This window comes from Zoogloea sp. GW822-FHT05C07 (assembly GCF_058800215.1).
Genome location: NZ_CM179510.1, coordinates 3007985 through 3032802 on the forward strand (window position 1 = coordinate 3007985; position 24818 = coordinate 3032802).

The window sequence follows — 24818 nt, forward strand, 5'->3', positions numbered from 1 at the left end:
ATGTCCAGCGACGATGTCGGCGAAGCCTACGCCCGGCGGCCCAAGGCCTGCGGCGAGGACGAGTGGCGGGCGCGGGTGGACGTGGCCGCCTGCTACCGCCTGGTGGCCCGCAAAGGCTGGGACGACCTGGTCTACACGCACATCTCCCGGCGCCTGCCCGGGCGCGACGATGCCTTCCTGATCAACCGCTTCGGGCTGGGTTTCGAGGAGGTCAGCGCGTCCAACCTGCTGGTGGTGGACTTCGCCGGTCAGGTGTTGGCCGGGGAGGGCGTCGCCAGCCCGGCGGGCTTCGCCATCCACTCGGCCGTGCATCGCGCCCGGCCGGACGCCCATTGTGTGCTGCACCTGCACACCCGCGCCGGTGTCGCCGTATCCACGCTGGCCGACGGCCTGTTGCCGCTGTCCCAGCCGGCGCTGCGTTTCTGGCGCGACATCGGCATCCACGATTACGGGGGCCTCGTCTTCGACGCCGCCGAACTGGCCCGCCTGGTCGCCGCCCTCGGGCAGCACCCGGCGTTGCTGCTGCGCAACCACGGCACGCTGACCTGCGGTCGCACGGTGGCCGAGGCCTACGTACTGATGCACACCCTGGAGCAGGCCTGCGAGATCCAGCTCGCCGCGCTGGCCGCCGCCCCCGACGCCACCCACCGGGTGATGCCGCCGGACGACGTGCTGGCCCGCAGCCACAGCCAGCTCACCGCCGACCCGGCACCGGAAGGCGCGCTCGAATGGCCGATGCTGCTGCGTCGCCTGATGCGGGACGATCCGTCGTTTGCGGCTTGATCGTCCGCTTCGTCGCCGGTGTTTTCCCTTCTGTTTTCCGAAAGGACTCTTCCATGCCGACTTTTCACATCGAACTCTTTGAGGGCCGTACGCCGGCCGAAAAGCGTGAGCTCGTCGAGGTCTTGACCCGTGAAACCTGCCGGGTGCTCGGCTGCGAGCCGTCGGCGGTGGATATCCTGTTTGTGGATGTGAAGCGGGAGAACTGGGCGACGGGTGGGGTGTTGTGGTCGGAGAGGGCGGGTTAATCGGGTTTCTTTTTTTGCCCTGGGCCCGCTGCCGATTCTCCCCTCCCGTTCGGTGGTGGGCCGTTTTTTTGTGTTTTTGCCTTTTCGGTTTTCGCTGCTCTTTTCTGGGCGGCTTTCCGTTTTATTGGCTTGAATTGGCCGGGACTCGCCCCGGCGGGCGACCTTCTTCTTTGCGTCGCCAAAGAAGAAGGCAAGAAAGGCGACCCGTGCCTCACCGGTCGTCCGCTGTGCGGCCGACTGCCCTGCGCTGCTCGGCGGTTCAGGACGGGCTTTTTGGGGCACCGAGCCTTTTCTGAGGCTGGGTCTGAGCTGGTTCAAGTCCGAGGGAGGCTCGCTTACCTTTGTGCGGAGCCAGCTTCCGTCCGGGATGAACCCGCTCCCTCCGGTGGTGAGACCACTGCCCTCGGAGCTGAAAGAGTTCGGCTGGGCGCTGAGCTGGCTCAAGTCCGAGAGAGGCTCGCTTGCCTTTGTACTGGACCCGCTTCCGTCCGAGATGAGCCAGCTTCCTCCGGCGGTGAGACCACTGCCCTCGGCGCTGAAAGAGCTCGGCTGGGAGCTGAGCGGGTTCAAGTCCAAGGGAGGCTCGCTTACCTTTGTACTGAGCCCGTTACCGTCCGAGACGAACCCGTTTCCTTCGGCGCGGCAGTTCGCCGTGCTTTTCTGCAGGGAGCAGCCAGTCATAGCCGCTTTTGGCGGCACCAGCCGTCGAGCGGCCGCCTTTCCTTTCCCCCTCTGACGCGCCGAGTGGAGGGTGGGACGGGCGGATCAGGGCTGCGCAGCCATGTCCAGCAACAAACCGCAATTTCAGGAAAGGCTCGGTGTCTCCCCAAAGCCCGTTCCGAACCGCCGAGCAGCACAGCGGCAGGCGGGGAAGTCCGGCGCGGTTGTTTGAGCCGGCGTAGCCGGCGAGTTCCGCGCCGGCCGCCTGCTGCGAGCAGCGCAGGGAAGTCGTCTGCAACGCGGACGACAGGTGAGGCTCGGGTCGCCTTCTTTGCCTACTTTCTTGGCGACGCAAGAAAGTAGGGCGCCCGCCGGGGCGCGTCCCGGCCAATGCAAGCCAATAAAAAGGAAAGCCGCCCAGTAAGGACCACCAAGCAATTACATCCGCAAGTCCAGTGAGCTCGCACCAGGGATGGGCACGCGCCCGCTCGCCCGCACGACACCGGCCGTGTCCGCCACACCTTCCCCCTCCACCAGCCCCGCATAACACCTCACCATCTGCGCAAACGAATCCGTTCCGAGCTTGCGCCCCAGGCGCGAACGGTGGACCTCGACGGTGCGGGGCGACACTTCCAGCGCACGGGCGACTTCCTTGTTGGTGAGGCCGGCGACGATCATCGCCAGGACTTCCCGCTCCCGTTCCGACAGTTGTGCATAGCGCCGGCGGGCCTGGCGTTCCGCGGCGAGGCGGGCGTGCTGCAGCACGTGCTGGCCGATGCTGTGGCGCAGGGCCTGGCGCAGTTCGGCGCGCTGCAGCGGTTTTTCCAGGAAGTCGGCGGCACCGGCGCGGAAGGCCTGCCGGCATTGGGCGGTGTCCGCGTCGGCGGCCAGCACGATGACCGGCAGGTCGATGCCGCCGGCGCTGAGTCCGGCGATGAAGTCGGCGCAGTCGCCGTCGGTGTGGCGGATGTCCACCAGGATCACGCCACAGGCGTCGCCGTCGAGGGCGGCGCGCAATTCGTCCGGGCTGTTCCAGACGTGCAGCGGAAGATCCAGGCTGTGGGCGCAGGCGGCGAGGGCGCGGCGGGTGGCCGGGGTGTCGTCGATGCAGTGGATGGCGGGGCGGGGCGTGGTCATGGCAAACCTGTTCAGGAACGGGGTGGGCCGCCGCGGCGGAGGACCGGGACGAGATTGACGAGCAGCAGCGCGGCGGCGATCAGCAGCATGCCGCCGAGCTCGGCGTTGCTGGGGCGTTCGCCCAGCTCCAGCCAGCCGGCTAGCACGCCGATGGCCGGGATGCCGAGGGCCGACAGGCCGGCGATGGCGGCCGGCAGATGCTCCAGCACGTAGAGCCACAGCAGCCAGGCGAGGCCGGTGGCGAGCAGCGCGTTGAAGGCGAGGGCGCCGAAGAAGTAGGGCGTCGGCTCGATGGGGCGCGACGGATGCAGCGCGGCGACGACACACAGGGCCAGCGCGCCGAACAGCATCTGCCAGGCGGTCAGCGTCAGCACATCCACTTCGTGCTGCTGGCGCAGGCGCTTGGCGACGACGGTGGCCAGCGCCCAGGCGAGGCTGCCGGCGAGCGCCAGCAGGTTGCTGGTCAGGCTGCCGTGGGCGGCTCCCCAGGGTTCGAGGATCAGCAGCAGCCCGCCGGCGGCCACCAGGGTGCCGGCCTGCTGCAGCGGGCTGATGCGTTCGCCGAGGCGCCAGGCCGCCAGCGGCACCAGCCAGAAGGGCATGGTGTAGACCAGCACGGCGGTCTTGCCGGCGCCGCCGGCCACCAGCGCCCACTGGATCAGCGCCGTGAAGGCGGCGGTCTGCAAGAGGCCGAGCAGGATGGTCTGGCGGGCGGCGATCAGTTTCAGCGGTCGGCGGCGCAGGAGCAGCAGCGCGAACAGGGACAGGGCACCGAGCAGCGTGCGGATCGCCGAGAAGTCGAAGGGATCGGCGTAGCGGATCACCTGCTTCATCACCACCCAGTTGTAGCCCCAGATCAGTGACATCAACAGCAGTGCGGCGGCGGCGGGGCGGGGGAAGGAGGAGGACGGCTTCATCGGCTTATCGGATTTCGAATAGTGGGGGGCATCGCTTGGTCCGCAGAATACCCACAAGGTGCCGCAGATGAAGCCGCCAGCCATGTCGTACGGCCCGCTAAATCGTGCTGCACTGCAGGATGGAAGGCAGGGTGGGCCTGTGTTTGATGGGGATGAAAAATGCTGCGCCGCGACAATATCGAAGTGCTTATTCCGCTTATCAAGACTCGGCTCTGCCGCACGGTGGGCCGCCACCTAAACTGGGCCTGAGTCCGGTCGATTCCTCGGCCGGCGCATTCGCCACCAGCGCCCGCAGAGGCGCTCATGCTGATAACGAAGGAGACCTCCATGTCGGAGTATTCGCAGGAAAGAAGTGCCCAACCGGTCGATGCGGTCGACGAGCGCCTGCCCGCCGCCCGCCTCCTGGCCCTGGGCTTGCAGCACGTGCTGGTGATGTACGCCGGCGCCATCGCGGTGCCGCTGATCGTCGGCGGCGCCCTCCGCTTTCCGAAGGACCAGATCGCGCTGCTGATCAATTCCGATCTGCTGTGCTGTGGCCTCGTCACCATCATCCAGGCCTTCGGCTTCGGCAAGTTCGGCATCCGCCTGCCGGTGATGATGGGCGTCACCTTCGCCGCCGTCGGCCCGATGGTGGCGATGGCCGGCAACCCCGAGCTGGGCATCAACGCCATTCTCGGCGCCGGTATCGCGGCGGGTATCTTCGGCATCTTCTTCGCGCCATTGGTATCCCGCTGTCTGCCGCTGTTTCCGCCCGTCGTCACCGGCACCATCATCTCGGTGATCGGCATCTCGCTGATGCGCGTGGCGGTTAACTGGGCGGCCGGCGGCAATCCCATGATCAAGGACGCGGCGACCGGCAAGATGATCGACAACCCGGCCTACGGCGCGCCGGAGCACATCGCCATCGCCACCATCGTGCTGGTCTCCGTGCTGCTGATCACCAAGTACGGCCGTGGCTTCCTGTCCAACGTGTCGGTGCTGCTCGGCATGGTGGTCGGCTTCCTGATCTCGATGGCCCTCGGCAAGGTCAGCTTCGCCGGCATCGACGAAGCGCCGGTGATGGCCCTCGTCACCCCGCTGCAGTTCGGCATGCCGACCTTCGACCTGGTGTCGGTGGCGACCATGTGCCTGGTGATGGTGGTGGTGATGGTCGAATCCCTCGGCATGTTCCTGGCCCTCGGCGATCTCACCGGGCGCCGCCTGAGCCGTGACGACCTGACCCGTGGCCTGCGCACCGACGGCCTCGGCACGCTGATCGGCGGTTTCCTCAACACCTTCCCGCACACCTCCTTCTCCCAGAACGTCGGCCTGGTGGGCGTCACCGGCGTGAAGAGCCGCTGGGTGTGCATCGTCGGCGGGGTGATCCTGATGGCCTTCGGCCTGTTCCCGAAGATGGCGGTGGTGATCGCCTCCGTGCCCCAGTTCGTGCTCGGTGGTGCCGGCGTCGTGATGTTCGGCATGGTCGCCGCGACGGGCATCAAGATCCTCGTCGGGGCCGACCTGCGCACCAACCGCAACAACCTCTATGTGGTGGCGGTCAGCGTCGGCCTGGGCATGATCCCGCTGGTCGCGCCGACCTTCTTCCACAGCATGCCGAAGGCCCTTGGCCCGCTGCTGCACAGCGGCATCCTGCTCGCCGCCCTGTCCGCCGTCGTGCTCAACGTGTTCCTCAACGGCACCGGCCGCCGCAACGCCAGCGGCGAAGCCTGCGAAGCCATCCCCCACGAAGCCCACTGATCCGCGCCCGGACCACACCTCACCGAAAGATACAAAATGAAGAAGATTTTTTGCCGGCCGCTGGCCGGTGCGGCCTCCCTTTGCCTGTCGATTGCCGCGCCCCTCGCTTCTGCCGCCACCTGGTCCGACACTTTCCTCGGCTATCGCTACGGTACCCAGTTCCGTGAGCCGAACAACACCCAGGACGTGCGCAAGAACGTGCTGCAATTCACTCACAGCAGCGGCTATTCGGTCGGCCAGAACTTTCTGAACCTGGACGTGCTGCAGTCCGACAAGAACGATCCGCTGAGTGGCGGCGGTTCCGGCGCCACCGAGTTCTACCTGACCTACCGCCACCAGCTGCACCTGGGCAAGGCCCTCGACAAAGACCTGTCCTTCGGCCCGGTGAAGGAGGTGGCGCTGACCGGCGGCTTCGACCTCAACACCAAGGACACCCGCTTCGCGCCGCGCAAGCGCCTGCTGGTGGTCGGCCCGACCCTCAAGTTCGACGTGCCCGGTTTTCTGGACGTGAGCCTGCTGGCCGCCCGCGAGTGGAACCACTGCGGCCTCGGCGCGCCGGCCTGTCCGCAGGCCGAGATCGCCTTCGACACCCAGTGGATGCTCAGCGCCGCGTGGGGCATTCCGTTCCAGGCCGGTCCGCTGCCCCTCAAGTTCCAGGGCTTCATCAACTACATCGGCGAGAAGGGCAAGGACTACGCCGGCGTGAAGACCGAGGCGGAAACCCTGATGCGCACCTCCCTGATGGCCGACCTCGGCCAGCTCGCCGGCAGCCGCAAGAACACCGTCTGGGCCGGCATCGGCTACGAGCTGTGGCTCAACAAGTTCGGCAACCACGCCACCGCTGCCGGCGTCACCAAGCCCGGCATCAACACCCGCGCCCCGACGCTGCAACTGGAGTGGCACTTCTGACCATGCGTCATATCGCCTGCCTCGGTAAGTCAACGCATGCAGGTGCATGGGGCGACGTCCGGTCGTCGGCTCAGGAATGCCGAGGACCGGGCGAGGCGTGGTGGTTTTGTGGTGTCGAAGGGACATCGGAGGGGGCGAGGGGGCTCCGACCTCGCCGTACGGGAGTGTCAGGGGTGTTGGCGGAACGGGTGTTTCTCGATCCAGTGGCGGGCGATATCCACCCGTCGGCACACCCACACCCGATCATGTTTTTCAATATGGTCGAGGAAACGCTGCAGCGAACGGAAACGTCCGGGGCGGCCGAGCAGGCGGCAGTGCATGCCGACGCTGAGCATCGCCGGCCGCTCGTCCCCTTCTTCGTACATCACGTCGAAAGCGTCGCGCAGGTATTCGAAAAACTCATCCCCGTGGGAGAAGCCCTGCGGCAGCGAGAAGCGCATGTCGTTGGTGTCGAGGGTGTAGGGCACGATCAGGTGCGGTGCGGTGCTGCCGTTGCTCTTCTGCACCTCGGACCAGAACGGCAGGTCGTCGCCGTAGTAATCCGAGTCGTACAGGAAGCCACCATCGTCGGCGACCAGGCGCCGCGTGTTGGGGGAGTCCCGCCCGGTGTACCAGCCCAGCGGCCGCTCGCCGGTGAGCTGCTCGATGATCTGCATGCCGATCCGCATGTGCTCGCGCTCGGTCGCCTCGTCCACGTTCTGGTAGTGGATCCAGCGCCAGCCGTGGCAGGCAATCTCGTGGCCGAGTTCCTTGAAGGCGGCGGTGAGTTCGGGGTGGCGCTGCAGCGCCATCGACACGCCGAAGATGGTCATCGGCAAGCCGCGCCGTTCGAACTCGCGCAGGAAGCGCCACACGCCAACGCGGGAGCCGTATTCATAGACGCCCTCCATCGACAGGTGGCGGTCCGGAAAGGCCGGCGGGTTGAACAGCTCGGACAGGAACTGCTCGCTGCCGGGGTCGCCGTGCAGCACGCAGTTCTCGCCGCCCTCCTCGTAGTTGAGGACGAACTGGACGGCCACCCGGGCCTGGCCCGGCCAGTCGGCGAAGGGCGGCTTGCGGCCGTAGCCGATCAGGTCGCGGGGATAGTTCTTCATGTTTGTCATGTACTTCTCTTGCATGTCTTGACCCCTGACTCCAAGTTGGTTTGCTTGGCGCCAGGGGGTGTTGTTGTGCTTGTTTCAGGTGCGCCGCGCGGCCCGCATCATCGCCACGTAGACCACGGCACCCGACAAAGCGCCGATTACCCAGCCGAAGTTGTTTTCGGGGATGAGGTGGAGAAGTTGGGTCGCAAGTTCCCAACCGATCGCCAGGACGCCGGAGATGGCGAGGGCCGTGAGGCCTACCTTGTTCCAGCCGCCGTCGTAGTGATAGCGTCCATCGGGCGCCATGGTGTAGAGCTCCACAGGTTTCACGACCTGTTTCTTGACGAGGTAGAAGTCGGCCATCATTACGCCGTAGAGCGGAGCGAGCACTGCGCCGAAAATGCTCACGAAGACCGTGATGGCCTTCGGGCTGTCCACGAAGATCCAGGGGCAGACCATGACCGCAAGGATCGAGGCGATGAGACCGCCACGCTTGAAGTCCACATGCTTGGGGAACAGGTTGGCAATGTCGTAGGCCGGCGAGACAAAGTTGGCGACGATGTTGATACCCATGGTCGCAATGATGAAAGTCAGGCTGCCGAGGACGACGGCGAACTTGTTGTCGATGCGGGCGACAATCTCGACCGGGTCCATGATCATCGTGCCGAATACGGTGGTACTGCCGGCCGTGACGATGACGGTAATGATCGAGAAGGCGATGAAATTCACGGGGAGGCCGAGGAAGTTGCCAACCTTCATCTGGCGCTCGCTTTTTCCAAAGCGCGAGAAATCACCAAAGTTGAGCAGCAGCGCGGCAAAGTAGCTGACCACCAGCAGGATGGCGCTGCCCATCGCGGTGAAGGATTCGGCGCCGGTCAGCACCTTGTCGCCGAGGGTCAGGTCGAGCGCGCCGAGGCCGGCACGGGACAGGATCCAGCCCATCAGGATGAACATCACGACATAAACGGCCGGCCCGCAGAAGTCGATGAACTTGCGGATCGCTTCCATGCCGCGCTGGAAGATCACCAGCTGGAAGAACCACATGAAAAGGAAAGAGGCCCAGCCGAGGAGATCCAGCTGCAGGAAAGTCGTCTCCCGCAGTGCCACTGCCGCGGGGAAGAACAGCAGAACCAGCGTCGCTACGGCTTTCGAGGCGAAATAGGTCTGCACACCGTACCAGACGATGCCGACGACCCCACGGATGATGGCCGCAAGATTGGCGCCCATGACACCCATGCTCACACGCGCCATCACGGGGAACGGAATGCCGTGTACGAGACTGGGTTTGCCGACCCAGTTCATGAGTTGATTGACGATCAGAATGCCGATGGTGAGTGCGGCGAGAACCTGCCAGCCGGACAGGCCCAGCAGGAACAGGCTCGCCGCGAAGGTGTATCCGCCGACGCTATGCACGTCCGACATCCACATCGCAAAGATGCTGTAGCCATTCCAGGTGCGCTTGCCTGCAGGGACCGGGGCAAGGTCGTGGTTGTACAGGCGCGGATCTGCGCCTGGCATGCCGGTAGCGATTGTCTCGTTCGCGCCGACGGTATTTTTCGTGCTCATGCTGTCTTCCTTCGTGTGTGCTGGCGGCGTCGGACCTGCAGCAACCGTGCTGAACCAGCCGGCGGCAGGTCCGCCCCCTCTTTAGGCTTAGTAGTAATGAATCATGCCCAAAGCAAATCCCCTGGGGTCCGCGCCTGGTGCGACACCGCCGACACCTGCATCGAAGTCGTTGTTTGCCGCCGCACCGTTCGTCAGCCGCGCATACTGGGCGTACCACTCCGTGCGTTTCGACACGTGATAGGCGTAGCCCAGGGCCCAGTGGCTGCTGCGCGTGTCTTCGCGCGCGATGGCCGCGTTCCGCACGCCGGAGTCGCGCGCATAGTTGGCCCGCAGTTCGTGAGGGCCGAAGGGCCAGGATGCGGTGAGCGCCCAGTCGCTGATCTTGAGAGGGCTGCCGGTGAAGTCCGCCTTGTGGTCTTCGTAGACCACGCCGAGCTTCGGTCCGCCACCGATCACGTAGGTGGCGGCGAGGCTCCACGATTCGCTGCTGCCTTGTACCGCACCCTTCTGATGGCGGTAGCCCAGTGCGGTATGCAGGCCGCCGAGGTCGTAGGTTCCGGCGACCGAATACTCGTCGGTGGCGTGTGTCGTGGCGGTCTTGTTTTCGCCGGCACTGTGCTGGACCCGCAGACGCATGCCGTTCCAGTCGGGCGACCAGTAGTTCACGCTGTTCGTCGCCTGGAATCCGCTGGGTGGTGCGCCGAGCTTGAGCGGCGCAACATAGACCACGGCATCGATACTGCCCAGGGTGAGGATGTCCCAGGGGTCGGCGCTCAGACTCGAGATATAGAACGGACGGTGGCGTTTCCCGAGCATGAGTTCTCCCCAGTTCCCCCCCAGGCCCACATAGCTTTCCGAGCCCTCGGTGCCGAATGCACCGGCACGCGATCCGTCGAGCGGCGTATTGCCTTCGATCCAGACGAAGGCACGCAGACCGCCACCGAGATCTTCCTTGCCGAGGAAGCGGATGCGGCTAGCGATATCGGTCACCCGGGTGCGCTGGTCAATGTCGGCCGCGGGGCCCGCAGTCGCACCTTTCGCGGACACCACATCGACCTGCGCGGCCGCGCGGCCGGTGATCGTGATATTGCTCTGTCCCCATGCTGCCCCGCTCAGTGCGACGCCCGCGATGCCCAGTATCGCCGTGCTCACACTCCTTCTCCGTTTCATGCTGCCTCCTTTGGTGTTCATGCTGTCTCCTTTATGTCGATTGGTCTTGTGGGTGCTTCTGCTGCGCGCCGTCACCGGCGCTTTCGTGGAGCAATAATGAAAACGACGGCGCAGCGGTACCCGGTGCCGGTCGCATGCGACCGGCACGGATAATTCAGTCTGTGGGACTCCTTCAATCAGGAGTCCCGGCGGAATGGGGGGGAGCCGGGCTAGCTGCTCAGCTGTTCGAACTGCCCGGTGAAGCGCTTGTTTCGCGGAAAGGCGAGATCGCCGTGTTTGCTGGTGCCCAACCTCAGGCTGACCAGCGTCTCGGCGAGTTTGACTGCGGCGGTGACGCCTTCAACGATGGGCAGGCCCACAGCGGCCTGGATCTCATCGGCGAGATCGGCCATGCCACCGCAGCCGAGCACGATTGCGCCAATGCCGTCCTCCGCCTTGGCACGGCGACATTCCTCGACGATACGGTCGAGGGCACAGGCACCGTCCTCCTCCAGATCGAGCACCGGGATTTCGGCTGCCCGCACCCGGCGGCAGTGGTGGGCAAAGCCGTAGGACTGCAGCAGGTGTTCGGCGATGATGCAGGTGCGCCCGAGGGTCGTTACGACCGAGAAGCGGGTGCTGATCATGGTTGCCAGGTGAAAGGCGGCTTCGGCGATACCGATTACCGGCGCACGCGTCAGCTCGCGTGCTGCGAGCAGCCCAGGGTCGCCGAAACAGGCGATGACATATGCGTCGGCTCCCTCGCGTTCGCCCTTGCGGACCTCTTCAGCGACACCAACTGCGCTGATCATCTCGTCGAAATGGCTCTCGATCGAAACGGGACCGCTCTTCGGATTGGTTGCCACGATGTACGTGCCCGGTGCGGCCACGCGCTGTGCGGACGCGCCGATCTTCTCGGTCATGCTGAGCGTGGTGTTGGGATTGATGACACGTATCTGCATTGCTGTCTCCTTGGGTTTTATAGGCGGGGGAGCGCCCCTAACGCAGCTTGGTGCGGCGCTGGGCGACCTCCTCGAGGATCTTCTTCAGGTCCGCGGCGGCGGGTTCTTCTTCGACGAACACGACGGTGCGCTCGACGTCGCGCAGGTGACGGTCCATCCACTGCATGGCACCTTCGACATCGCCGCCAGCGATGATCGTGATCACGTCGTCGTGCTCGGAATGCCGGCAACTCGCCGTCTGTGGCGAGCCGTAGGTGGCGATGGCGAGCGAGGAGCGCGATACGAGTTGGGTCAGAAAGTCGGTGAGCGTTTCATTGCCCGATATGCCGATCAGTGCGACGTGGAAGGCTCCCGACAAGTAGATCGACTCTCGCCAGTCGCCGCGTTCCTGGGCGGCTGTCTCGCGCCGGACGAGATCGCGCAGGCCATCCAGCGCAGCCGGCGTTGCTTTTGAAACCACGAGAGGGATCGCGCCGCATTCGATGACCCGGCGGGCTGAAAAGATGTCGCGTGCCTCGCCGACTGAGGGTTGAGCGACCGATGCGCCGCGATTCAGACGCACATCTACCAGGCGCTCGTGGGTGAGCCGCTGCAGTACTTTGCGGATGCTCGTCCGACTGACCCCATAGGTTTCGGCCAGCGTGTCCTCTGGCAGTTTCGTGCCGGGTGCGAGGTGGTTCTCGACGATCGCGGTGAACAGATTGCGGTAGATCGTCTCATCACGCCCATTGCCGCCGAGGCCGTTGTCGTTGCGGCCTGATTCGAGTTCGGGGGATGTACGTTTTCCCATTCTTAAAAATCTCCATGTGGGCGTGACCATGGTCGACCCATCGTTGAATTCAGTTTAGATGTGTTTTGGATACAATTAAACTTATTTTTGTATCCGTAGCTTCTGTAAGTAGTTTTGGTATTGGCTTCTGTGTTTCTGGCGTGCGCTTGCCGCTTTGTGGGGGCCGTCGACTGTATGCGTACAAAAATCCTCTTGACTTCGTTAACTGGATACATTTTTATGTAATAACGGATACAGTCTATGGGTGCATAAAAAAATTATACGCCCCGTGCTCCTAGACCGTAGGACCGCTCAACACACCTAGAGATGCTTCCGTGGCAAGACCGCGGAAATGAGGAGACAAGCATGTCAGAGCACCTGCCGGCGGGTTATAGCGACCGTCTGTACAACGAGGACCTCGCTCCTCTGAAGGACAAGAACTGGAACTGGTACAACATTTTCGCCTTCTGGATGTCCGATGTTCATAGTGTCGGTGGATACGTTTTTGCCGGCAGTTTGTTTGCGCTTGGTTTGAGTAGCTGGCAGGTACTGGTGTCGCTGATCATCGGTATCTGTCTGGTCAATGTGCTGTGCAACTGGGTTGCCTTGCCCAGCCAGCAGGCGGGTGTCCCGTATCCCGTCGCTTGCCGTCTGGCTTTCGGTGTCTGGGGGGCCAATGTTCCCGCGATCATCCGTGGCCTGATTGCAGTCGCCTGGTACGGAATCCAGACCTTTCTTGCATCGTCGGCCTTGACGATTGTGCTGTTGCGCTTCTTTCCCGGGCTCGAGAGCCTGACGCATCAGAGCTTCGCCGGACTGTCATATCTCGGCTGGTTGGGCTTCATGACGATGTGGGTGTTGCAGGCAGTGGTGTTCTGGCATGGCATGGAAGCGATCAAGCGCTTCATCGACTGGGCGGGGCCCGCTGTGTATGTCGTGATGTTCCTGCTTGCCGGCTGGATCGTCTGGAAGGCCGGCCTCGATAACATCAGCCTTAATCTGGGCGAAGTGAAGTACCAGGGTTTTGGTGTGGTGGGGCCGATGATCACGGCGATTGCGCTGGTGGTGTCCTACTTTTCCGGACCGATGCTGAACTTTGGCGACTTTTCACGCTATGGCCGGCATTTCGACGAGGTGAAGCGCGGCAACTTCTGGGGGCTTCCGGTTAACTTCATCGCCTTCTCGATTGTCACCGTCGTCATCACTTCCGGCACCATTCCCGTGTTCGGCCATATGGTCACCGATCCGATCGAGACCGTCAGCAAGATCGACAATACGATGGCCGCGGTGCTGGGCGCCTTCACTTTCGTCACGGCCACGATCGGCATCAATATCGTCGCCAATTTTGTGTCGCCGGCCTTCGATTTCTCCAACGTGGCGCCCCGGCACATCAGCTTCCGTACGGGCGGTTTCATCGCTGCGGTCGGGTCGATCTTCATCACGCCGTGGAACCTGTTCAATTCGCCGGACGTGATTCACTACACCCTCGACATGCTCGCCGCCTTCATCGGCCCGCTGTTTGGCATCTTGCTGGTGGATTTCTATTTCGTGCGCAAGCGCAAGATCGTCGTCGATGACCTCTACAGCGACAAGCCGGGTGGCGCCTACTGGTACGAAAACGGGGTCAATAAGCGTGCGATCTGGGCGCTTGTCCCGGCTGTGATCGCGGGCGTGGCGATCACGCTGCTGGGCGTCAAGGCGCTGGCCGACTTCAATTGGTTCATCGGTTGTGCGCTCGGTGCCTTGTGCTACCACTTTGCGATGAAAGGCCAGACGGTCTCGCAGGGATCCCATGAAGCGCTTGCCCCCATGGTTCCTGAAGCCACGTCCTGACGCTTTGGATCACGGGTGCTGAAAGCTCGCCCAAGATCCTTTTCAGTGTGGAGCCTCGAGCAGTTCGGGGCTTCCCTTGATCACCATGAAACGGCATGCGTGGCTGCCCTTGCGGGGCAGATCGCTTCCACGCATTGCAAACCAAAATTCCAAAGGAGACCTGACCCATGGCCAGCCATACCCCCGGCGCCCCCGTTTTCGCCGCCCCCGCCGAGTTGCCCGACTGGGCGCTGCGTTCGGTGGATCTCGCCAACCCGCGCCTGGGCGCGCAGGCGTTGTACGCCTCCGACGACTTCTTCGCCGAAGTGTCGCGCATGCTCAACCCCGAACCGGCCCAGTTCGTGCCGGGCAAGTTCGACACCAACGGCAAGTGGATGGACGGCTGGGAATCCCGCCGCAAACGCGTCGCGGGCCACGACTGGGCGCTGCTCAAGCTCGGCGTGAAAGGCGTGATCCGCGGCTTCGACGTGGACACCAGCCACTTCACCGGCAACTACCCGCCGGCGGTGTCCATCGAGGCCACCGTTTCCGCCACTGACGACGTGGAGAGCCTGAAGGCCGCCAACTGGACCGAGATCCTGCCCGCCACGCCCCTCGGCCCCAACAGCCACCACATCCTCGAATGCGCCAGCGACGCGGCGTGGACCCACCTGCGCGTCAACATCTACCCGGACGGCGGCATCGCCCGCCTGCGCGTCTATGGCCGCCCGGTCGGCGCGCTGGAAAGCCTGACCGGCGACGAGACCATCGACCTCGTCGCGATGGAGAACGGCGGCCGCGCGGTATCGTGGAACGACGCCAGCTTCGGCTCCACCGTCGCCGCCCTGCTGCTGCCCGGCCGCGGCCAGAACATGGGCGACGGCTGGGAAACCCGCCGCCGCCGCGAACCCGGCAACGACTGGTGCGTGCTCGAACTGGGCGCCGCCGGCACGGTCGACAAGATCGAAGTGGACACCGCCTTCTTCAAGGGCAACTTCCCGGACCGCTGCTCGATCCAGGCGGCCTTCGTGAGCGGCGGCACCGACCGTTCCATCACCACCCAGAGCATGTTCTGGCAGACCCTGCTGCCCGAGCAGAAGCTGTCGATGGATGCGGTGCATACCTTCACCGAACAGATCGCCAAGCTCGGGCCGATCACCCATGTGCGCTTCAACATCTTCCCCGACGGCGGCGTGTCGCGCCTGCGCCTGTGGGGCAAGGTGGCCAAATAAGGAGCGGCCATGAACAGCCTCCGCCTGAGCCCGCAGCCGCTCACCCGCGAAGCCTTCGCCCCCTTCGGCGAAGTCATCGAGGCGAGCGACGCGGTGCGCCATTTCACCATCAACGCCGGCAACACCGAGCGCTACCACGACCTCGCCCAGATCGAAGCGGGCCCGGACGGCAAGGTGATCGTCTCCATCTTCCGCGGCCAGCCGCGCACGCTGCCCTTCAGCGTCGAGATGATGGAGCGCCACCCGCTGGCCAGCCAGGCCTTCATCCCGATGTCCGGCAAGCCCTACCTGGTGGTGGTGGCGCCGGCCGGCGCGGCGCCGAAGGCCGAGGACCTGCGGGTCTTCCTGGCCCGCGGCGACCAAGGCGTCAACTACGCCACCGGCGTGTGGCACCACCCGCTGCTGGCGCTGGAGACGGTGTGTGATTTCCTCGTCGTGGACCGCAGCGGCAGCGCCCCCAACTGCGACGAGGTGAGCCTCGATCCCGGCGCGGTGATCCAGGCACTGTAAGGAGAATGAAGCTTATCCGCACCAAGGCTTCCGTTCTGTCCGTTGGCAGATCGATACGGTGTGTATTGAAAGTGCCTATTCCGGCGCCAATTCAAGCGCCCCGGCTTTGTCTCTAAGCTGTTCGCGCTGCGGCCTGGCGTCCGCCGGCCCACGAATTGGCCCCGTGTACTTTCCTGGAGACAGCATTACATGTACGAAATAACCCATATCGAGGGACTTGAGATCCTCGACTCCCGCGGCAACCCGACGCTGCAGGCCACCGTCACGCTGCAGTCCGGCCACCGCGGAACCGCCGCGGTGCCCTCCGGTGCCTCCACCGGCAAGCGCGAAGCCCTCGAACTGCGCGACGGCGACCCGGCGCGCTTCGGCGGCAAGGGCGTGCAGAAGGCCCTGGCCCACGTCGAAGGCCCCATCGTCACCGCGCTGAAGGGCCACGACGCGGCCCGCCAGGCGGATATCGACGGCATCCTGTGCGATCTGGACGGCACCGCCGACAAGTCCCGTCTCGGCGCCAACGCGCTCCTCGCCGTGTCGCTGGCCAGCGCCCGGGCCGCCGCGGAGGCGGCCGGCCAGCCGCTGTACCGCCACCTGTCTGACGGGCGGGAGCCGGTGCTGCCGGTGCCGTTGATGAATGTGCTCAACGGCGGCGCCCACGCCAACAACAGCCTCGACATCCAGGAATGCATGATCGTGCCCCATGGCTTCGATCGCTTCGGCGACGCGCTGCGCGCCGGGGTCGGCGTCTTCCATGCGCTGCGTGGCCTGCTCGACCGCTACGGCTTCCCCACGTCGGTGGGCGACGAGGGCGGCTTCGCGCCCAATGTGGACGGCACCCGCCAGGGCCTCGACCTGATCGTCGAGGCGATCCGTCTGGCCGGCTACGAGCCGGGCAGCCAGGTGGCGCTGGCCCTCGACTGCGCCTCGTCGGAGTTCGCCAAGGGCGAGCGCTACGTGTTGGCCGGCGAATCCCTCGACCTGTCGCGGGCCGAGTTCTGCGACTACCTGGCCAAGCTGGTCGCCGACTACCCGATCGTCAGCATCGAGGACGGCATGGCCGAGGACGACTGGGCCGGCTGGGGCCAGCTCACCGACCGTCTCGGCCGGCGCACCCAGCTGGTCGGCGACGATCTCTTCGTGACGGACACCCGCCTGCTGGCCGACGGCATCAACAAGGGCGTCGCCAATGCGATCCTGATCAAGCCCAACCAGATCGGCACCCTCACCGAGACCCTCGCCGCCATCGATCTGGCACGCCAGCACGGTTACGCGGCGATCGTCTCCCATCGCTCCGGCGAGACCGGCGACACGACCATCGCCGACCTGGCGGTGGGCACTGCTTGCGGGCAGATCAAGACCGGCTCGGCGAGCCGTTCGGATCGCGTCGAGAAGTACAACCGGCTGCTCGCCATCGAGCGCGAGCTGGGCCCGGCGGCCCGCTTCGCCGGCAGCGCGGCGCTGGCCCGACGCTGAGGACGCAGCCATGTTGCTCGGACTGGCGCTGCTCTACGTGGGCGCCGTGCTGATCCTCAACGGCCTGTGGATGCTCGGCCGCATCGGCGATAGGGAGATCCCGGTGATCAACCTGTTCGCCGGCGGCCTGTCCCTGCTGGTGGCCCTCAAGCTGGCCTTCGGTGACGGTGCCGACCTGGCGTCGGTGAAGGCGGCGGCGCTGTCGTTGCTGTTCTCCTTCACCTACCTGTGGGTGGCGATCAACCGCTACAGCGGGGCGGACGGCCGCGGGCTGGGCTGGTTCAGCCTGTTCGTGGCCCTCACCGCGGTGCCGGTGGCGGCGGACTGCCTGCGCCTGGCGAACTCGCCTGGAGAGTGGTGGCTGGGGCTGTCGTGGGTGGCCTGGTCGATACTCTGGCTGTTGTTCTTCCTGTTGCTTGCGCTCAATAAGCCGCTGACCCGGCTGACCGCCTGCGTGGCCATCGGCCAGGGCGTGCTGACCGGCTGGGTGCCCGGCTATCTTTTGCTGAATGGCAATTTGAGCTGATCGTGGAGGCCGCCTCCGGGGCGCTGCGGTAGTGCGCAGTGAATATCGGGGGCAGCAGCTTCACACCACAATTCGATATTAAAAGTATCGAAAGAACCGATCCCGGCGGCAATTCAAGCCGCCTGCCTTTATCCCTAAGCTGTCCCCATCGATTCATCGGACAGACCCCTAAGGAGGAAAAAATGGCCCGAATGAGAGCAGTGGATGCCGCCGCGGCGGTGATGCGCAAGGAAGGTGTGGAGACCGTCTTCGGCGTGCCCGGCGCAGCGATCAACCCCCTTTACTCGGCGATGAGGAAGGATGGCGGCTTCAAGCACGTGCTGGCTCGCCACGTCGAAGGTGCGTCCCACATGGCCGAAGGTTTCACCCGTGCCACCGCCGGCAACGTCGGCGTGTGCATCGGCACCTCCGGCCCGGCCGGCACCGACATGATCACCGGCCTCTACTCGGCCTCCGCCGACTCCATCCCCATCCTGTGCATCACCGGCCAGGCGCCCCGTGCCCGGCTCTACAAGGAAGACTTCCAGGCCGTGGACATCGAGTCCATCGCCAAGCCGGTCACCAAGTGGGCCGTTACCGTGCGCGAACCGGCCCTGGTGCCGCGCGTCTTCCAGCAGGCCTTCCACGTCATGCGCTCCGGCCGCCCCGGCCCGGTGCTGATCGACCTGCCTTTCGACGTGCAGATGGCCGAGATCGAGTTCGACATCGACACCTACGAATCCCTGCCGCTGCACAAGCCGGCGGCGACCCGCGCCCAGGCCGAGAAGGCGCTGGCGATGCTCAACGCCGCCGAGCGTCCGCTGATCGTGGCCGGCGGTGGCGTCATCAACGCCGATGCGGCAGCCCGCCTGCAGGAGTTTGCCGAGCTCACCGGCGTGCCGGTGATCCCGACGCTGATGGGCTGGGGCACGATCCCTGACGACCATCCGCTGATGGCCGGCATGGTCGGCCTGCAGACCTCCCACCGCTATGGCAACGCGACGATGCTGGCGTCCGACTTCGTGATCGGCATCGGTAACCGCTGGGCCAACCGCCACACCGGCTCCGTCGAGGTCTATACCGAAGGGCGCAAGTTCGTCCATATCGACATCGAACCGACCCAGATCGGCCGCGTTTTCGGGCCCGACTACGGGATCGTCTCCGATGCTGGCGCGGCCCTCGACCAGCTGATCGCCGTGGCCCGCGACATGAAGGCCGCCGGCCAGCTCGCCGACCGCAGCGCGTGGGTGGCCGACTGTCAGCAGCGCAAGCGCACGCTGCAGCGCAAGACCCACTTCGAAGTGACCCCGATGAAGCCGCAACGGGTCTATGAAGAGATGAACAAGGCCTTCGGCAAGGACACGACCTACGTCAGCACCATCGGTCTGTCGCAGATCGCCGCCGCCCAGTTCCTGCACGTCTACAAGCCGCGTCACTGGGTCAATTGCGGCCAGGCCGGTCCCCTCGGGTGGACCATCCCGGCGGCGCTCGGTGTGTGTGCGGCCGATCCGTCCCGCAAGGTGGTGGCCATCTCGGGCGACTACGACTTCCAGTTCATGATCGAAGAGCTGGCCGTCGGCGCCCAGTTCAAGCTGCCCTACCTGCACGTGGTGGTGAACAACGCCTACCTGGGCCTGATCCGCCAGTCGCAGCGCGGTTTCGACATGGACTACTGCGTGCAGCTGGCCTTCGAGAACATCAACGCCCCCGAGACCGAGGGCTACGGCGTCGATCACATCGGCGTCGTCGAAGGCCTCGGCTGCAAGGCGATCCGCGTGCGCAAGGCCGAGGACGTGCAGGCGGCCTTTGCCCAGGCCTATGCCTGGATGGAGGAGTTCCGCGTGCCGGTGGTCGTCGAGATCATCCTGGAGCGCGTCACCAACATCTCGATGGGGACCGAGATCAACGCCATCAACGAGTTCGAGGACTTGGCCGCCTGCGGCGCCGACGCCCCGACCGCGGTGGCCCTGCTGGACTGACCGCAACACTGACTCCGTGCGGGCGACGCCACGCGCCCCACGGCTTCACGCCCTCCGGGGCCACAGAAAGGACACCACCATGCCGCGTTTCGCCGCCAACCTTTCCATGCTGTTCACCGAGCTGCCTTTCCTGGAGCGCTTCGGCGCCGCCGCGGCAGCCGGCTTCAAGGGGGTCGAGTATCTCTTCCCCTACGCCTTCGCCAAGGAAGACCTGGCTGCCGAGCTGGCCCGCCACGGCCTCGTCCAGGTGCTGCACAACCTGCCGGCCGGCAACTGGGAAGCCGGCGAGCGCGGCATCGCCTGCCACCCGGAGCGGGTCGCCGAGTTCCGTGACGGCGTCGCCACCGCCATCGACTACGCCCGCACCCTCGGCTGCACGCAGATCAACTGCCTGGCCGGCATCGCCCCGGCCGGCGTGTCCGAGGCCGCGCTGCGCGAGACCTTCGTCGCCAACCTGCGCTTCGCCGCGGCGCAGCTGAAGGAAGCCGGCATCCGCCTGCTGGTCGAGCCGATCAACACCTACGACATCCCCGGCTTCTACCTGAACCGCACGGCGCAGGCGCTGGAGATCCTCGACGAGGTCGGCTCCGACAACCTGTTCGTGCAGTACGACATCTACCACGCCCAGCGCATGGAAGGCGAACTGGCGGCGACCATCGCTAAAAACCTGCCGCGCATCGCCCACATCCAGCTGGCCGACAACCCCGGCCGCCACGAGCCGGGCAGCGGCGAGATCAACTACCCGTGGCTGTTCCGCCACATCGACGGGCTCGGCTACGCCGGCTGGATCGGCTGCGAATACAAGCCCGCCACCACCACCACGGAAGGCCTCGGCTGGCTGAAGAACGCCTGAGCGCCGGCCCCACGACGATCACCAGGAGACAAGACATCATGGCAAACATCGGCTTCATCGGTCTCGGCATCATGGGCGCCCCCATGGCCGGCCACCTCATCAAGGGCGGTCACACCGTCTTCACCTTCACCCACGGCGCCACGCCGGCGGAACTCGTCGAGGCCGGCGCGCGGACCTGCGCCAGCGGCGCCGAAGTCGCCCGCCAGGCCGACATCGTCATCACCATGGTGCCCGACACGCCCCACGTGGAGGACGCGCTGTTCAACCCCGAGGGCGTCGCCGCGGGCCTGTCCGCCGGCAAGACGGTGGTGGACATGAGCTCCATCTCCCCGGTGGCCACCAAGGATTTCGCCAAGCGCATCAACGCGCTGGGCTGCGAATACCTGGACGCGCCGGTGTCCGGCGGCGAAGTGGGCGCCAAGGCGGCCAGCCTGACCATCATGGTCGGCGGCAGCGAGGCCGCCTTCGACAAGGTCAAGCCGCTGTTCGAGCTGATGGGCAAGAACATCACCCTGGTCGGCGGCAACGGCGACGGCCAGATCACCAAGGTCGCCAACCAGATCATCGTCGCGCTGACCATCGAGGCGGTGGGCGAGGCTCTGCTGCTGGCCGCCAAGGCCGGTGCCGACCCCGCCAAGGTGCGCCAGGCGCTGATGGGCGGCTTCGCCAACTCGCGCATCCTGGAAGTGCACGGCGAGCGCATGGTCAAGCGCAGCTTCGATCCGGGCTTCCGCATCGCGCTGCACCAGAAAGACCTCAACCTGGCCCTCACCACCGGCCGCCAGCTCGGTGTCGCGCTGCCCAGCACCGCCATCGCCCAGGAGCTGTTCAACACCTGTGCGGCCCACGGTGGCGCCGGCTGGGACCATTCGGCCCTGGTGCGCGCCCTCGAGAAGATGGCCAATTTCGAGATCGGCCAGCAGGCTGCCGAGTGAGGAGCGAGCCGGTGCGCCATCTCGCCATCGAAGTCGGTTCCTACCGTTTTGTCGCCCGGCTCGAAGAGGAGGCCGCGCCGAAGACCTGCGCGGCCTTCCTGAAGATGCTGCCCTTCTCCAACCAGGTCATCCATTCCCGCTGGAGCGGCGAGGCGGTGTGGGTGCCGCTGGCCGACTTCGACACCGGCCTGGACTTCGAGAACCACACCAGCCACCCGTCGCGGGGCGACGTGCTGCTCTACCCGGGCGGCTTCTCGGAGACCGAGATCCTGTTTGCCTATGGCAGCTGCCGCTTTGGCAGCAAAATGGGGCAGCTCGCCGGCAACCACTTCCTGACCGTCGTGGAAGGCGCCGAGCAGTTGATGGACATGGGCCGCACGGTGTTGTGGAAGGGCTCCCAGTGGGTGCGCTTCCTCGACCTGGGCAGCCGCTGAACGACAAGGACAACCCACATGCACAGCGCCCCCCGCGATCTCCTCACCGCAATGTTCACTGCCGCGGTCAATGCCGCCCAGCCCGAGCACTGCATTCCCCGCTTCCTGCCCGAGCCGTCCAAGGGGCGGACCCTCGTCATCGGCGCCGGCAAGGCGTCGGCGGCGATGGCCCAGGCGCTGGAACGCCACTGGCCGGGCCCACTGTCCGGCCTGGTGGTCACCCGCTACGGCTACGCGGTGCCCTGCGAGCGCATCGAGATCGTCGAGGCGGCCCACCCGGTGCCCGACGCGGCGGGGCGCGAGGCGGCCGCGCGGATGCTTGAACTGGTGCGCGGCCTGAGCGCCGACGACCTGGTGATCTGCCTGATCTCGGGCGGCGGTTCGGCGCTGCTGCCGCTGCCCGGCGCGGGCGTCACGCTGGAGGACAAGCAGGCCATCAACCGGGCCCTGCTCAAGTCCGGCGCGACGATCTCCGAGATGAACTGCGTGCGCCGCCACCTCTCGGCGATCAAGGGCGGCCGGCTGGCGGCAGCCTGCCACCCGGCGCGGGTGGTGAACCTGCTGATCTCCGACGTGCCCGGCGACAACCCGATGGACATCGCCTCCGGGCCCACGGTGGCCGACCCGACGAGTTGCGCCGGCGCGCTGGAGATCGTCCGCCGCTACGGCATCGAGCTGCCGGCCGGCGCCCGCGCGCTGCTGGAGAGCGGTGCCGGCGAGACCGTGAAGCCGGGCGATCCGCGCCTGGCGGGGGTGAGCACGCACCTCATCGCCACCCCGCAAATGGCCCTGGAGGCTGCCGCCGATGTGGCCCGCGCCGCCGGCGTGACGCCGCTGCTGCTCGGCGACAGCATCGAGGGCGAGGCCCGCGACGTGGGCAAGGTGATGGCCGCCATCGCGCTGCAGGTGAAGCGCCACGGCCAGCCCATCGCGGCGCCCTGCGTGCTGCTGTCCGGCGGCGAGACCACCGTCACCGTACGTGGCAACGGGCGCGGCGGGCGCAACGTGGAGTTCCTGCTGTCCCTGGCGGTGGCCCTTGACGGCGCGTCCGGCATCCACGCGGTGGCTGGCGACACGGACGGCGTGGACGGCCTGGAGGAGATCGCCGGTGCGCTGACCTTCCCCGACACGCTCGAACGTGCCTGGGCAAAGGGCATCCGCCCCCGCGACAGCCTCGACAACAACGACGGCCACGGTTTCTTCGAGGCCCTCGGCGACTCGCTGATCACCGGACCGACCCTCACCAACGTGAACGACTTCCGGGCGATCCTGGTGACGTGATCCGCAGGCGAGTGACTTCGCCCCCACCGCAGCACACCAAAAGATAACGAGGAGACACACATGAAGAACATCAAGGCACTCACGCTCGACGACGTGAAGCGTATTGCCGCGGCCGCCGAGGCCGAGGCGCGGGCCCAGGGCTGGGCGGTCAGCATCGCCGTCTGTGATGGCGGCGGCCACGCCCTGTGGCTGCAGCGCATGGACGGCGCGCCGCTGATGAGCGCCGCCGTGGCCCCGGAAAAGGCCCGCACTTGCGTGCTCACCGGCAAGCCCAGCAAGGCCTTCGAGGACATGGTGAACAACGGCCGCATCGCCGCGCTGGCGATGCCGGTGGTGCCGCTGGAAGGCGGCGAACCGATCGTCGTGGATGGGGTGATCGTCGGCGCCGTTGGCGTGTCCGGCGTCAAGGCCGGCGAGGACGCCCAGGTGGCCCGCGCCGGGGTTGCCGCATTGGCGGAGGTGGCATGATGAAGCGCGCCCGCCGTTCCCGCATCCTCGCCACCCTCGGCCCGTCCAGCTCGACGCTGGCGCGCATCCGCGAACTCTTCGATGCCGGTGCCGATGTCTTCCGTCTCAACTTCAGCCACGGCAGCCATGCCGATCATGCCGAACGCCTCAAGCTGATCCGCCAGGTGGAGGCCGAGCGCGGCCGCCCGATCGGCGTGCTGATGGACCTGCAGGGCCCCAAGCTGCGCGTCGGCCGCATCGCCGGCGGCAAGGTGCTGCTCGAAGCCGGCCAGCCGTTCCGCCTCGACCTGGACCCGGCCGACGGCGACGCGACCCGCGCCGGCCTGCCGCACCCGGAGATCTTCGCCGCGCTGGAAGCCGGCACCGAGCTGCTGCTCGACGACGGCAAGCTGCGCCTGCGGGTGGACAGCTTCGGGCCGGACCACGCCGAGACCACCGTGCTGGTCGGCGGCCCGCTGTCCGACCGCAAGGGCGTCAACGTGCCCGGCGTGCTGCTGCCGATCTCGCCGCTCACCGCCAAGGACCGGGCCGACCTGGCCTTCGGCCTGGAAATGGGCGTCGACTGGGTTGCGCTGTCCTTCGTGCAGCGCCCAGAGGACATCCGCGAGGCCCGCGAGCTGATCGGCGACAAGGCGTGGATCATGGCCAAGCTGGAAAAGCCGGCGGCCATCGAGCACCTGGACGATATCGTCGCGCTGGCCGATGGCGTGATGGTGGCCCGTGGTGACCTGGGCGTCGAGCTGCCGCCCCAGCAGGTGCCGGTGCTGCAGCGGCGCATCGTGCGCGCCGCGCGGGCCGCCGGCCGGCCGGTGGTGGTGGCGACGCAGATGCTCGAATCGATGATCACCGCCCCGGTGCCGACCCGCGCCGAAGCCTCCGACGTGGCCACCGCGGTGTATGAAGGCGCCGACGCGGTGATGCTGTCTGCCGAGTCGGCGTCCGGCCAGTACCCGGTGGAGGCGGTGTCGATCATGGACCGCATCATCGGCGAGGTGGAGCAGGACCCGGCCTGGCGCGGTGAGCTGGAGGCCAGCCACACGCCAGCCGCGGCCACCACGCCGGACGCCATCTGCTGCGCGCTGCGCCGCGTCGCCGGCCTGCTCGAACCGGCCGCCACGGTGGCCTTCACCACCTCCGGCTTCAGTGCCCTGCGCGCCAGCCGGGAACGCCCGGTGACGCCGATCCTGGCGCTGACCCCGCGGCTGGCCACGGCGCGCCGCCTGGCCATCGCCTGGGGCGTGCATCCGGTGCCCTTCGACGAGGTGCATGACGTGGCCGAGATGATCGAGCACGCCACCGCCGCGGCCCTGCGCGAGGCGGTGGCCCAGGCGGGTGACACGGTGGTGGTCATCGCCGGCCTGCCCTTCGGCCAGCAGGGCAGTACCAACCTGCTGCACGTGGCCCGCGTGCCGGGGGCGTGAGC

Annotated in this window: 23 protein-coding genes; 16 read left to right on the plus strand and 7 right to left on the minus strand. The window is 66.3% G+C overall.

What is annotated here, in order from left to right; genetic code table 11:
* Window positions 1–783 carry a class II aldolase/adducin family protein gene (locus AC3QL2_RS14070; RefSeq protein ID WP_493231017.1) on the plus strand — a complete coding sequence of 261 codons (783 nt, stop codon included), beginning with the start codon at window positions 1–3 and terminating at the stop codon, window positions 781–783.
* 53 nt (window positions 784–836) lie between these two features.
* The gene (locus AC3QL2_RS14075; protein WP_493231018.1) at window positions 837–1028 is read left to right on the plus strand and encodes a 4-oxalocrotonate tautomerase; all 192 of its coding nucleotides are present in this window, start codon (window positions 837–839) and stop codon (window positions 1026–1028) included.
* A 1098-nt stretch (window positions 1029–2126) separates the two neighbouring features.
* Here AC3QL2_RS14075 and AC3QL2_RS14080 read toward each other — a convergent pair.
* Together AC3QL2_RS14080 and AC3QL2_RS14085 are read right to left on the minus strand one after the other, a co-directional pair.
* On the minus strand, window positions 2127–2825 hold the full coding sequence (locus tag AC3QL2_RS14080; RefSeq protein ID WP_493231019.1) for a response regulator transcription factor: 699 nt from the start codon (window positions 2823–2825) through the stop codon (window positions 2127–2129).
* Window positions 2826–2836: 11 nt separating this feature from the next.
* Complete coding sequence (locus AC3QL2_RS14085) at window positions 2837–3742, minus strand: DMT family transporter (RefSeq protein WP_493231020.1); 906 nt, start codon at window positions 3740–3742, stop codon at window positions 2837–2839.
* Between the two features lie 303 nt (window positions 3743–4045).
* On the opposite strand from AC3QL2_RS14085, the gene AC3QL2_RS14090 reads away from it, so the two are divergent.
* Both AC3QL2_RS14090 and AC3QL2_RS14095 read left to right on the plus strand, forming a co-directional pair.
* Window positions 4046–5479 (plus strand): nucleobase:cation symporter-2 family protein, encoded by a 1434-nt coding sequence (locus AC3QL2_RS14090; protein WP_493231021.1) that lies wholly within the window; start codon window positions 4046–4048, stop codon window positions 5477–5479.
* A gap of 36 nt (window positions 5480–5515) precedes the next feature.
* Window positions 5516–6388, plus strand: coding sequence for a hypothetical protein (locus tag AC3QL2_RS14095; RefSeq protein WP_493231022.1), 873 nt, complete (start codon window positions 5516–5518; stop codon window positions 6386–6388).
* Between the two features lie 167 nt (window positions 6389–6555).
* Here AC3QL2_RS14095 and puuE read toward each other — a convergent pair whose 3' ends face one another.
* From puuE to AC3QL2_RS14120, 5 genes are all read right to left on the minus strand, one after another.
* Window positions 6556–7491 carry an allantoinase PuuE gene (gene puuE / locus AC3QL2_RS14100; RefSeq protein WP_493231023.1) on the minus strand — a complete coding sequence of 312 codons (936 nt, stop codon included), beginning with the start codon at window positions 7489–7491 and terminating at the stop codon, window positions 6556–6558.
* A gap of 75 nt (window positions 7492–7566) precedes the next feature.
* Complete coding sequence (locus AC3QL2_RS14105) at window positions 7567–9036, minus strand: NCS1 family nucleobase:cation symporter-1 (protein ID WP_493231024.1); 1470 nt, start codon at window positions 9034–9036, stop codon at window positions 7567–7569.
* Window positions 9037–9123: 87 nt separating this feature from the next.
* On the minus strand, window positions 9124–10227 hold the full coding sequence (locus AC3QL2_RS14110; protein ID WP_493231025.1) for a porin: 1104 nt from the start codon (window positions 10225–10227) through the stop codon (window positions 9124–9126).
* A 188-nt stretch (window positions 10228–10415) separates the two neighbouring features.
* A complete protein-coding gene (locus tag AC3QL2_RS14115; RefSeq protein WP_493231026.1) occupies window positions 10416–11147 on the minus strand; it encodes an aspartate/glutamate racemase family protein in 732 nt (243 codons plus the stop codon).
* 37 nt (window positions 11148–11184) lie between these two features.
* Window positions 11185–11937, minus strand: coding sequence for a GntR family transcriptional regulator (locus AC3QL2_RS14120; protein WP_493231027.1), 753 nt, complete (start codon window positions 11935–11937; stop codon window positions 11185–11187).
* Window positions 11938–12282: 345 nt separating this feature from the next.
* Between AC3QL2_RS14120 and AC3QL2_RS14125 the strand changes: the two genes are divergently transcribed.
* The 12 genes from AC3QL2_RS14125 to pyk all read left to right on the plus strand — a co-directional run bounded on the left by AC3QL2_RS14125 (window position 12283) and on the right by pyk (window position 24816).
* Complete coding sequence (locus AC3QL2_RS14125) at window positions 12283–13749, plus strand: NCS1 family nucleobase:cation symporter-1 (protein WP_493231028.1); 1467 nt, start codon at window positions 12283–12285, stop codon at window positions 13747–13749.
* A 167-nt stretch (window positions 13750–13916) separates the two neighbouring features.
* Window positions 13917–14960 carry an allantoicase gene (gene alc, locus AC3QL2_RS14130; protein WP_493231029.1) on the plus strand — a complete coding sequence of 348 codons (1044 nt, stop codon included), beginning with the start codon at window positions 13917–13919 and terminating at the stop codon, window positions 14958–14960.
* Window positions 14961–14969: 9 nt separating this feature from the next.
* A complete protein-coding gene (locus tag AC3QL2_RS14135; protein ID WP_493231030.1) occupies window positions 14970–15470 on the plus strand; it encodes an ureidoglycolate lyase in 501 nt (166 codons plus the stop codon).
* Window positions 15471–15659: 189 nt separating this feature from the next.
* Window positions 15660–16940, plus strand: a complete 1281-nt coding sequence (eno, locus tag AC3QL2_RS14140) for a phosphopyruvate hydratase (protein WP_493231031.1) — start codon at window positions 15660–15662, stop codon at window positions 16938–16940.
* Between the two features lie 10 nt (window positions 16941–16950).
* A complete protein-coding gene (locus AC3QL2_RS14145) occupies window positions 16951–17466 on the plus strand; it encodes an AmiS/UreI family transporter (protein WP_493231032.1) in 516 nt (171 codons plus the stop codon).
* 182 nt (window positions 17467–17648) lie between these two features.
* Window positions 17649–19424: a glyoxylate carboligase gene (gene gcl, locus AC3QL2_RS14150; protein WP_493231033.1), complete on the plus strand. Its 1776-nt coding sequence runs from the start codon at window positions 17649–17651 to the stop codon at window positions 19422–19424.
* A 79-nt stretch (window positions 19425–19503) separates the two neighbouring features.
* A complete protein-coding gene (gene hyi / locus AC3QL2_RS14155; protein WP_493231034.1) occupies window positions 19504–20277 on the plus strand; it encodes a hydroxypyruvate isomerase in 774 nt (257 codons plus the stop codon).
* Window positions 20278–20315: 38 nt separating this feature from the next.
* Window positions 20316–21212 carry a 2-hydroxy-3-oxopropionate reductase gene (locus AC3QL2_RS14160; protein ID WP_493231035.1) on the plus strand — a complete coding sequence of 299 codons (897 nt, stop codon included), beginning with the start codon at window positions 20316–20318 and terminating at the stop codon, window positions 21210–21212.
* A gap of 11 nt (window positions 21213–21223) precedes the next feature.
* Entirely contained in the window at window positions 21224–21646 is a 423-nt protein-coding gene (locus AC3QL2_RS14165; RefSeq protein WP_374487157.1) for a DUF3830 family protein, read from the plus strand.
* Window positions 21647–21664: 18 nt separating this feature from the next.
* Window positions 21665–22927 (plus strand): glycerate kinase type-2 family protein, encoded by a 1263-nt coding sequence (locus AC3QL2_RS14170; RefSeq protein WP_493231036.1) that lies wholly within the window; start codon window positions 21665–21667, stop codon window positions 22925–22927.
* A 60-nt stretch (window positions 22928–22987) separates the two neighbouring features.
* The gene (locus AC3QL2_RS14175; protein ID WP_374482366.1) at window positions 22988–23395 is read left to right on the plus strand and encodes a GlcG/HbpS family heme-binding protein; all 408 of its coding nucleotides are present in this window, start codon (window positions 22988–22990) and stop codon (window positions 23393–23395) included.
* Complete coding sequence (gene pyk, locus AC3QL2_RS14180; protein ID WP_493231612.1) at window positions 23395–24816, plus strand: pyruvate kinase; 1422 nt, start codon at window positions 23395–23397, stop codon at window positions 24814–24816. Before AC3QL2_RS14175 ends, pyk begins: the two co-directional genes overlap by 1 nt.
* Window positions 24817–24818 lie beyond the last annotated feature (2 nt).

Coding starts and splice junctions, on each gene's coding strand:
- AC3QL2_RS14160 (WP_493231035.1), top strand. CDS start 20,316: ATGGCAAACATCGGCTTCATCGGTCTCGGCATCATGGGCGCCCCCATG.
- gcl (WP_493231033.1), top strand. CDS start 17,649: ATGGCCCGAATGAGAGCAGTGGATGCCGCCGCGGCGGTGATGCGCAAG.
- AC3QL2_RS14125 (WP_493231028.1), top strand. CDS start 12,283: ATGTCAGAGCACCTGCCGGCGGGTTATAGCGACCGTCTGTACAACGAG.
- pyk (WP_493231612.1), top strand. CDS start 23,395: ATGAAGCGCGCCCGCCGTTCCCGCATCCTCGCCACCCTCGGCCCGTCC.
- AC3QL2_RS14135 (WP_493231030.1), top strand. CDS start 14,970: ATGAACAGCCTCCGCCTGAGCCCGCAGCCGCTCACCCGCGAAGCCTTC.
- AC3QL2_RS14090 (WP_493231021.1), top strand. CDS start 4,046: ATGCTGATAACGAAGGAGACCTCCATGTCGGAGTATTCGCAGGAAAGA.
- AC3QL2_RS14115 (WP_493231026.1), bottom strand. CDS start 11,147: ATGCAGATACGTGTCATCAATCCCAACACCACGCTCAGCATGACCGAG.
- AC3QL2_RS14145 (WP_493231032.1), top strand. CDS start 16,951: ATGTTGCTCGGACTGGCGCTGCTCTACGTGGGCGCCGTGCTGATCCTC.
- AC3QL2_RS14070 (WP_493231017.1), top strand. CDS start 1: ATGTCCAGCGACGATGTCGGCGAAGCCTACGCCCGGCGGCCCAAGGCC.
- AC3QL2_RS14105 (WP_493231024.1), bottom strand. CDS start 9,036: ATGAGCACGAAAAATACCGTCGGCGCGAACGAGACAATCGCTACCGGC.
- AC3QL2_RS14170 (WP_493231036.1), top strand. CDS start 21,665: ATGCACAGCGCCCCCCGCGATCTCCTCACCGCAATGTTCACTGCCGCG.
- AC3QL2_RS14110 (WP_493231025.1), bottom strand. CDS start 10,227: ATGAACACCAAAGGAGGCAGCATGAAACGGAGAAGGAGTGTGAGCACG.
- AC3QL2_RS14120 (WP_493231027.1), bottom strand. CDS start 11,937: ATGGGAAAACGTACATCCCCCGAACTCGAATCAGGCCGCAACGACAAC.
- AC3QL2_RS14075 (WP_493231018.1), top strand. CDS start 837: ATGCCGACTTTTCACATCGAACTCTTTGAGGGCCGTACGCCGGCCGAA.
- AC3QL2_RS14095 (WP_493231022.1), top strand. CDS start 5,516: ATGAAGAAGATTTTTTGCCGGCCGCTGGCCGGTGCGGCCTCCCTTTGC.
- AC3QL2_RS14085 (WP_493231020.1), bottom strand. CDS start 3,742: ATGAAGCCGTCCTCCTCCTTCCCCCGCCCCGCCGCCGCCGCACTGCTG.
- puuE (WP_493231023.1), bottom strand. CDS start 7,491: ATGACAAACATGAAGAACTATCCCCGCGACCTGATCGGCTACGGCCGC.
- eno (WP_493231031.1), top strand. CDS start 15,660: ATGTACGAAATAACCCATATCGAGGGACTTGAGATCCTCGACTCCCGC.
- hyi (WP_493231034.1), top strand. CDS start 19,504: ATGCCGCGTTTCGCCGCCAACCTTTCCATGCTGTTCACCGAGCTGCCT.
- alc (WP_493231029.1), top strand. CDS start 13,917: ATGGCCAGCCATACCCCCGGCGCCCCCGTTTTCGCCGCCCCCGCCGAG.
- AC3QL2_RS14175 (WP_374482366.1), top strand. CDS start 22,988: ATGAAGAACATCAAGGCACTCACGCTCGACGACGTGAAGCGTATTGCC.
- AC3QL2_RS14080 (WP_493231019.1), bottom strand. CDS start 2,825: ATGACCACGCCCCGCCCCGCCATCCACTGCATCGACGACACCCCGGCC.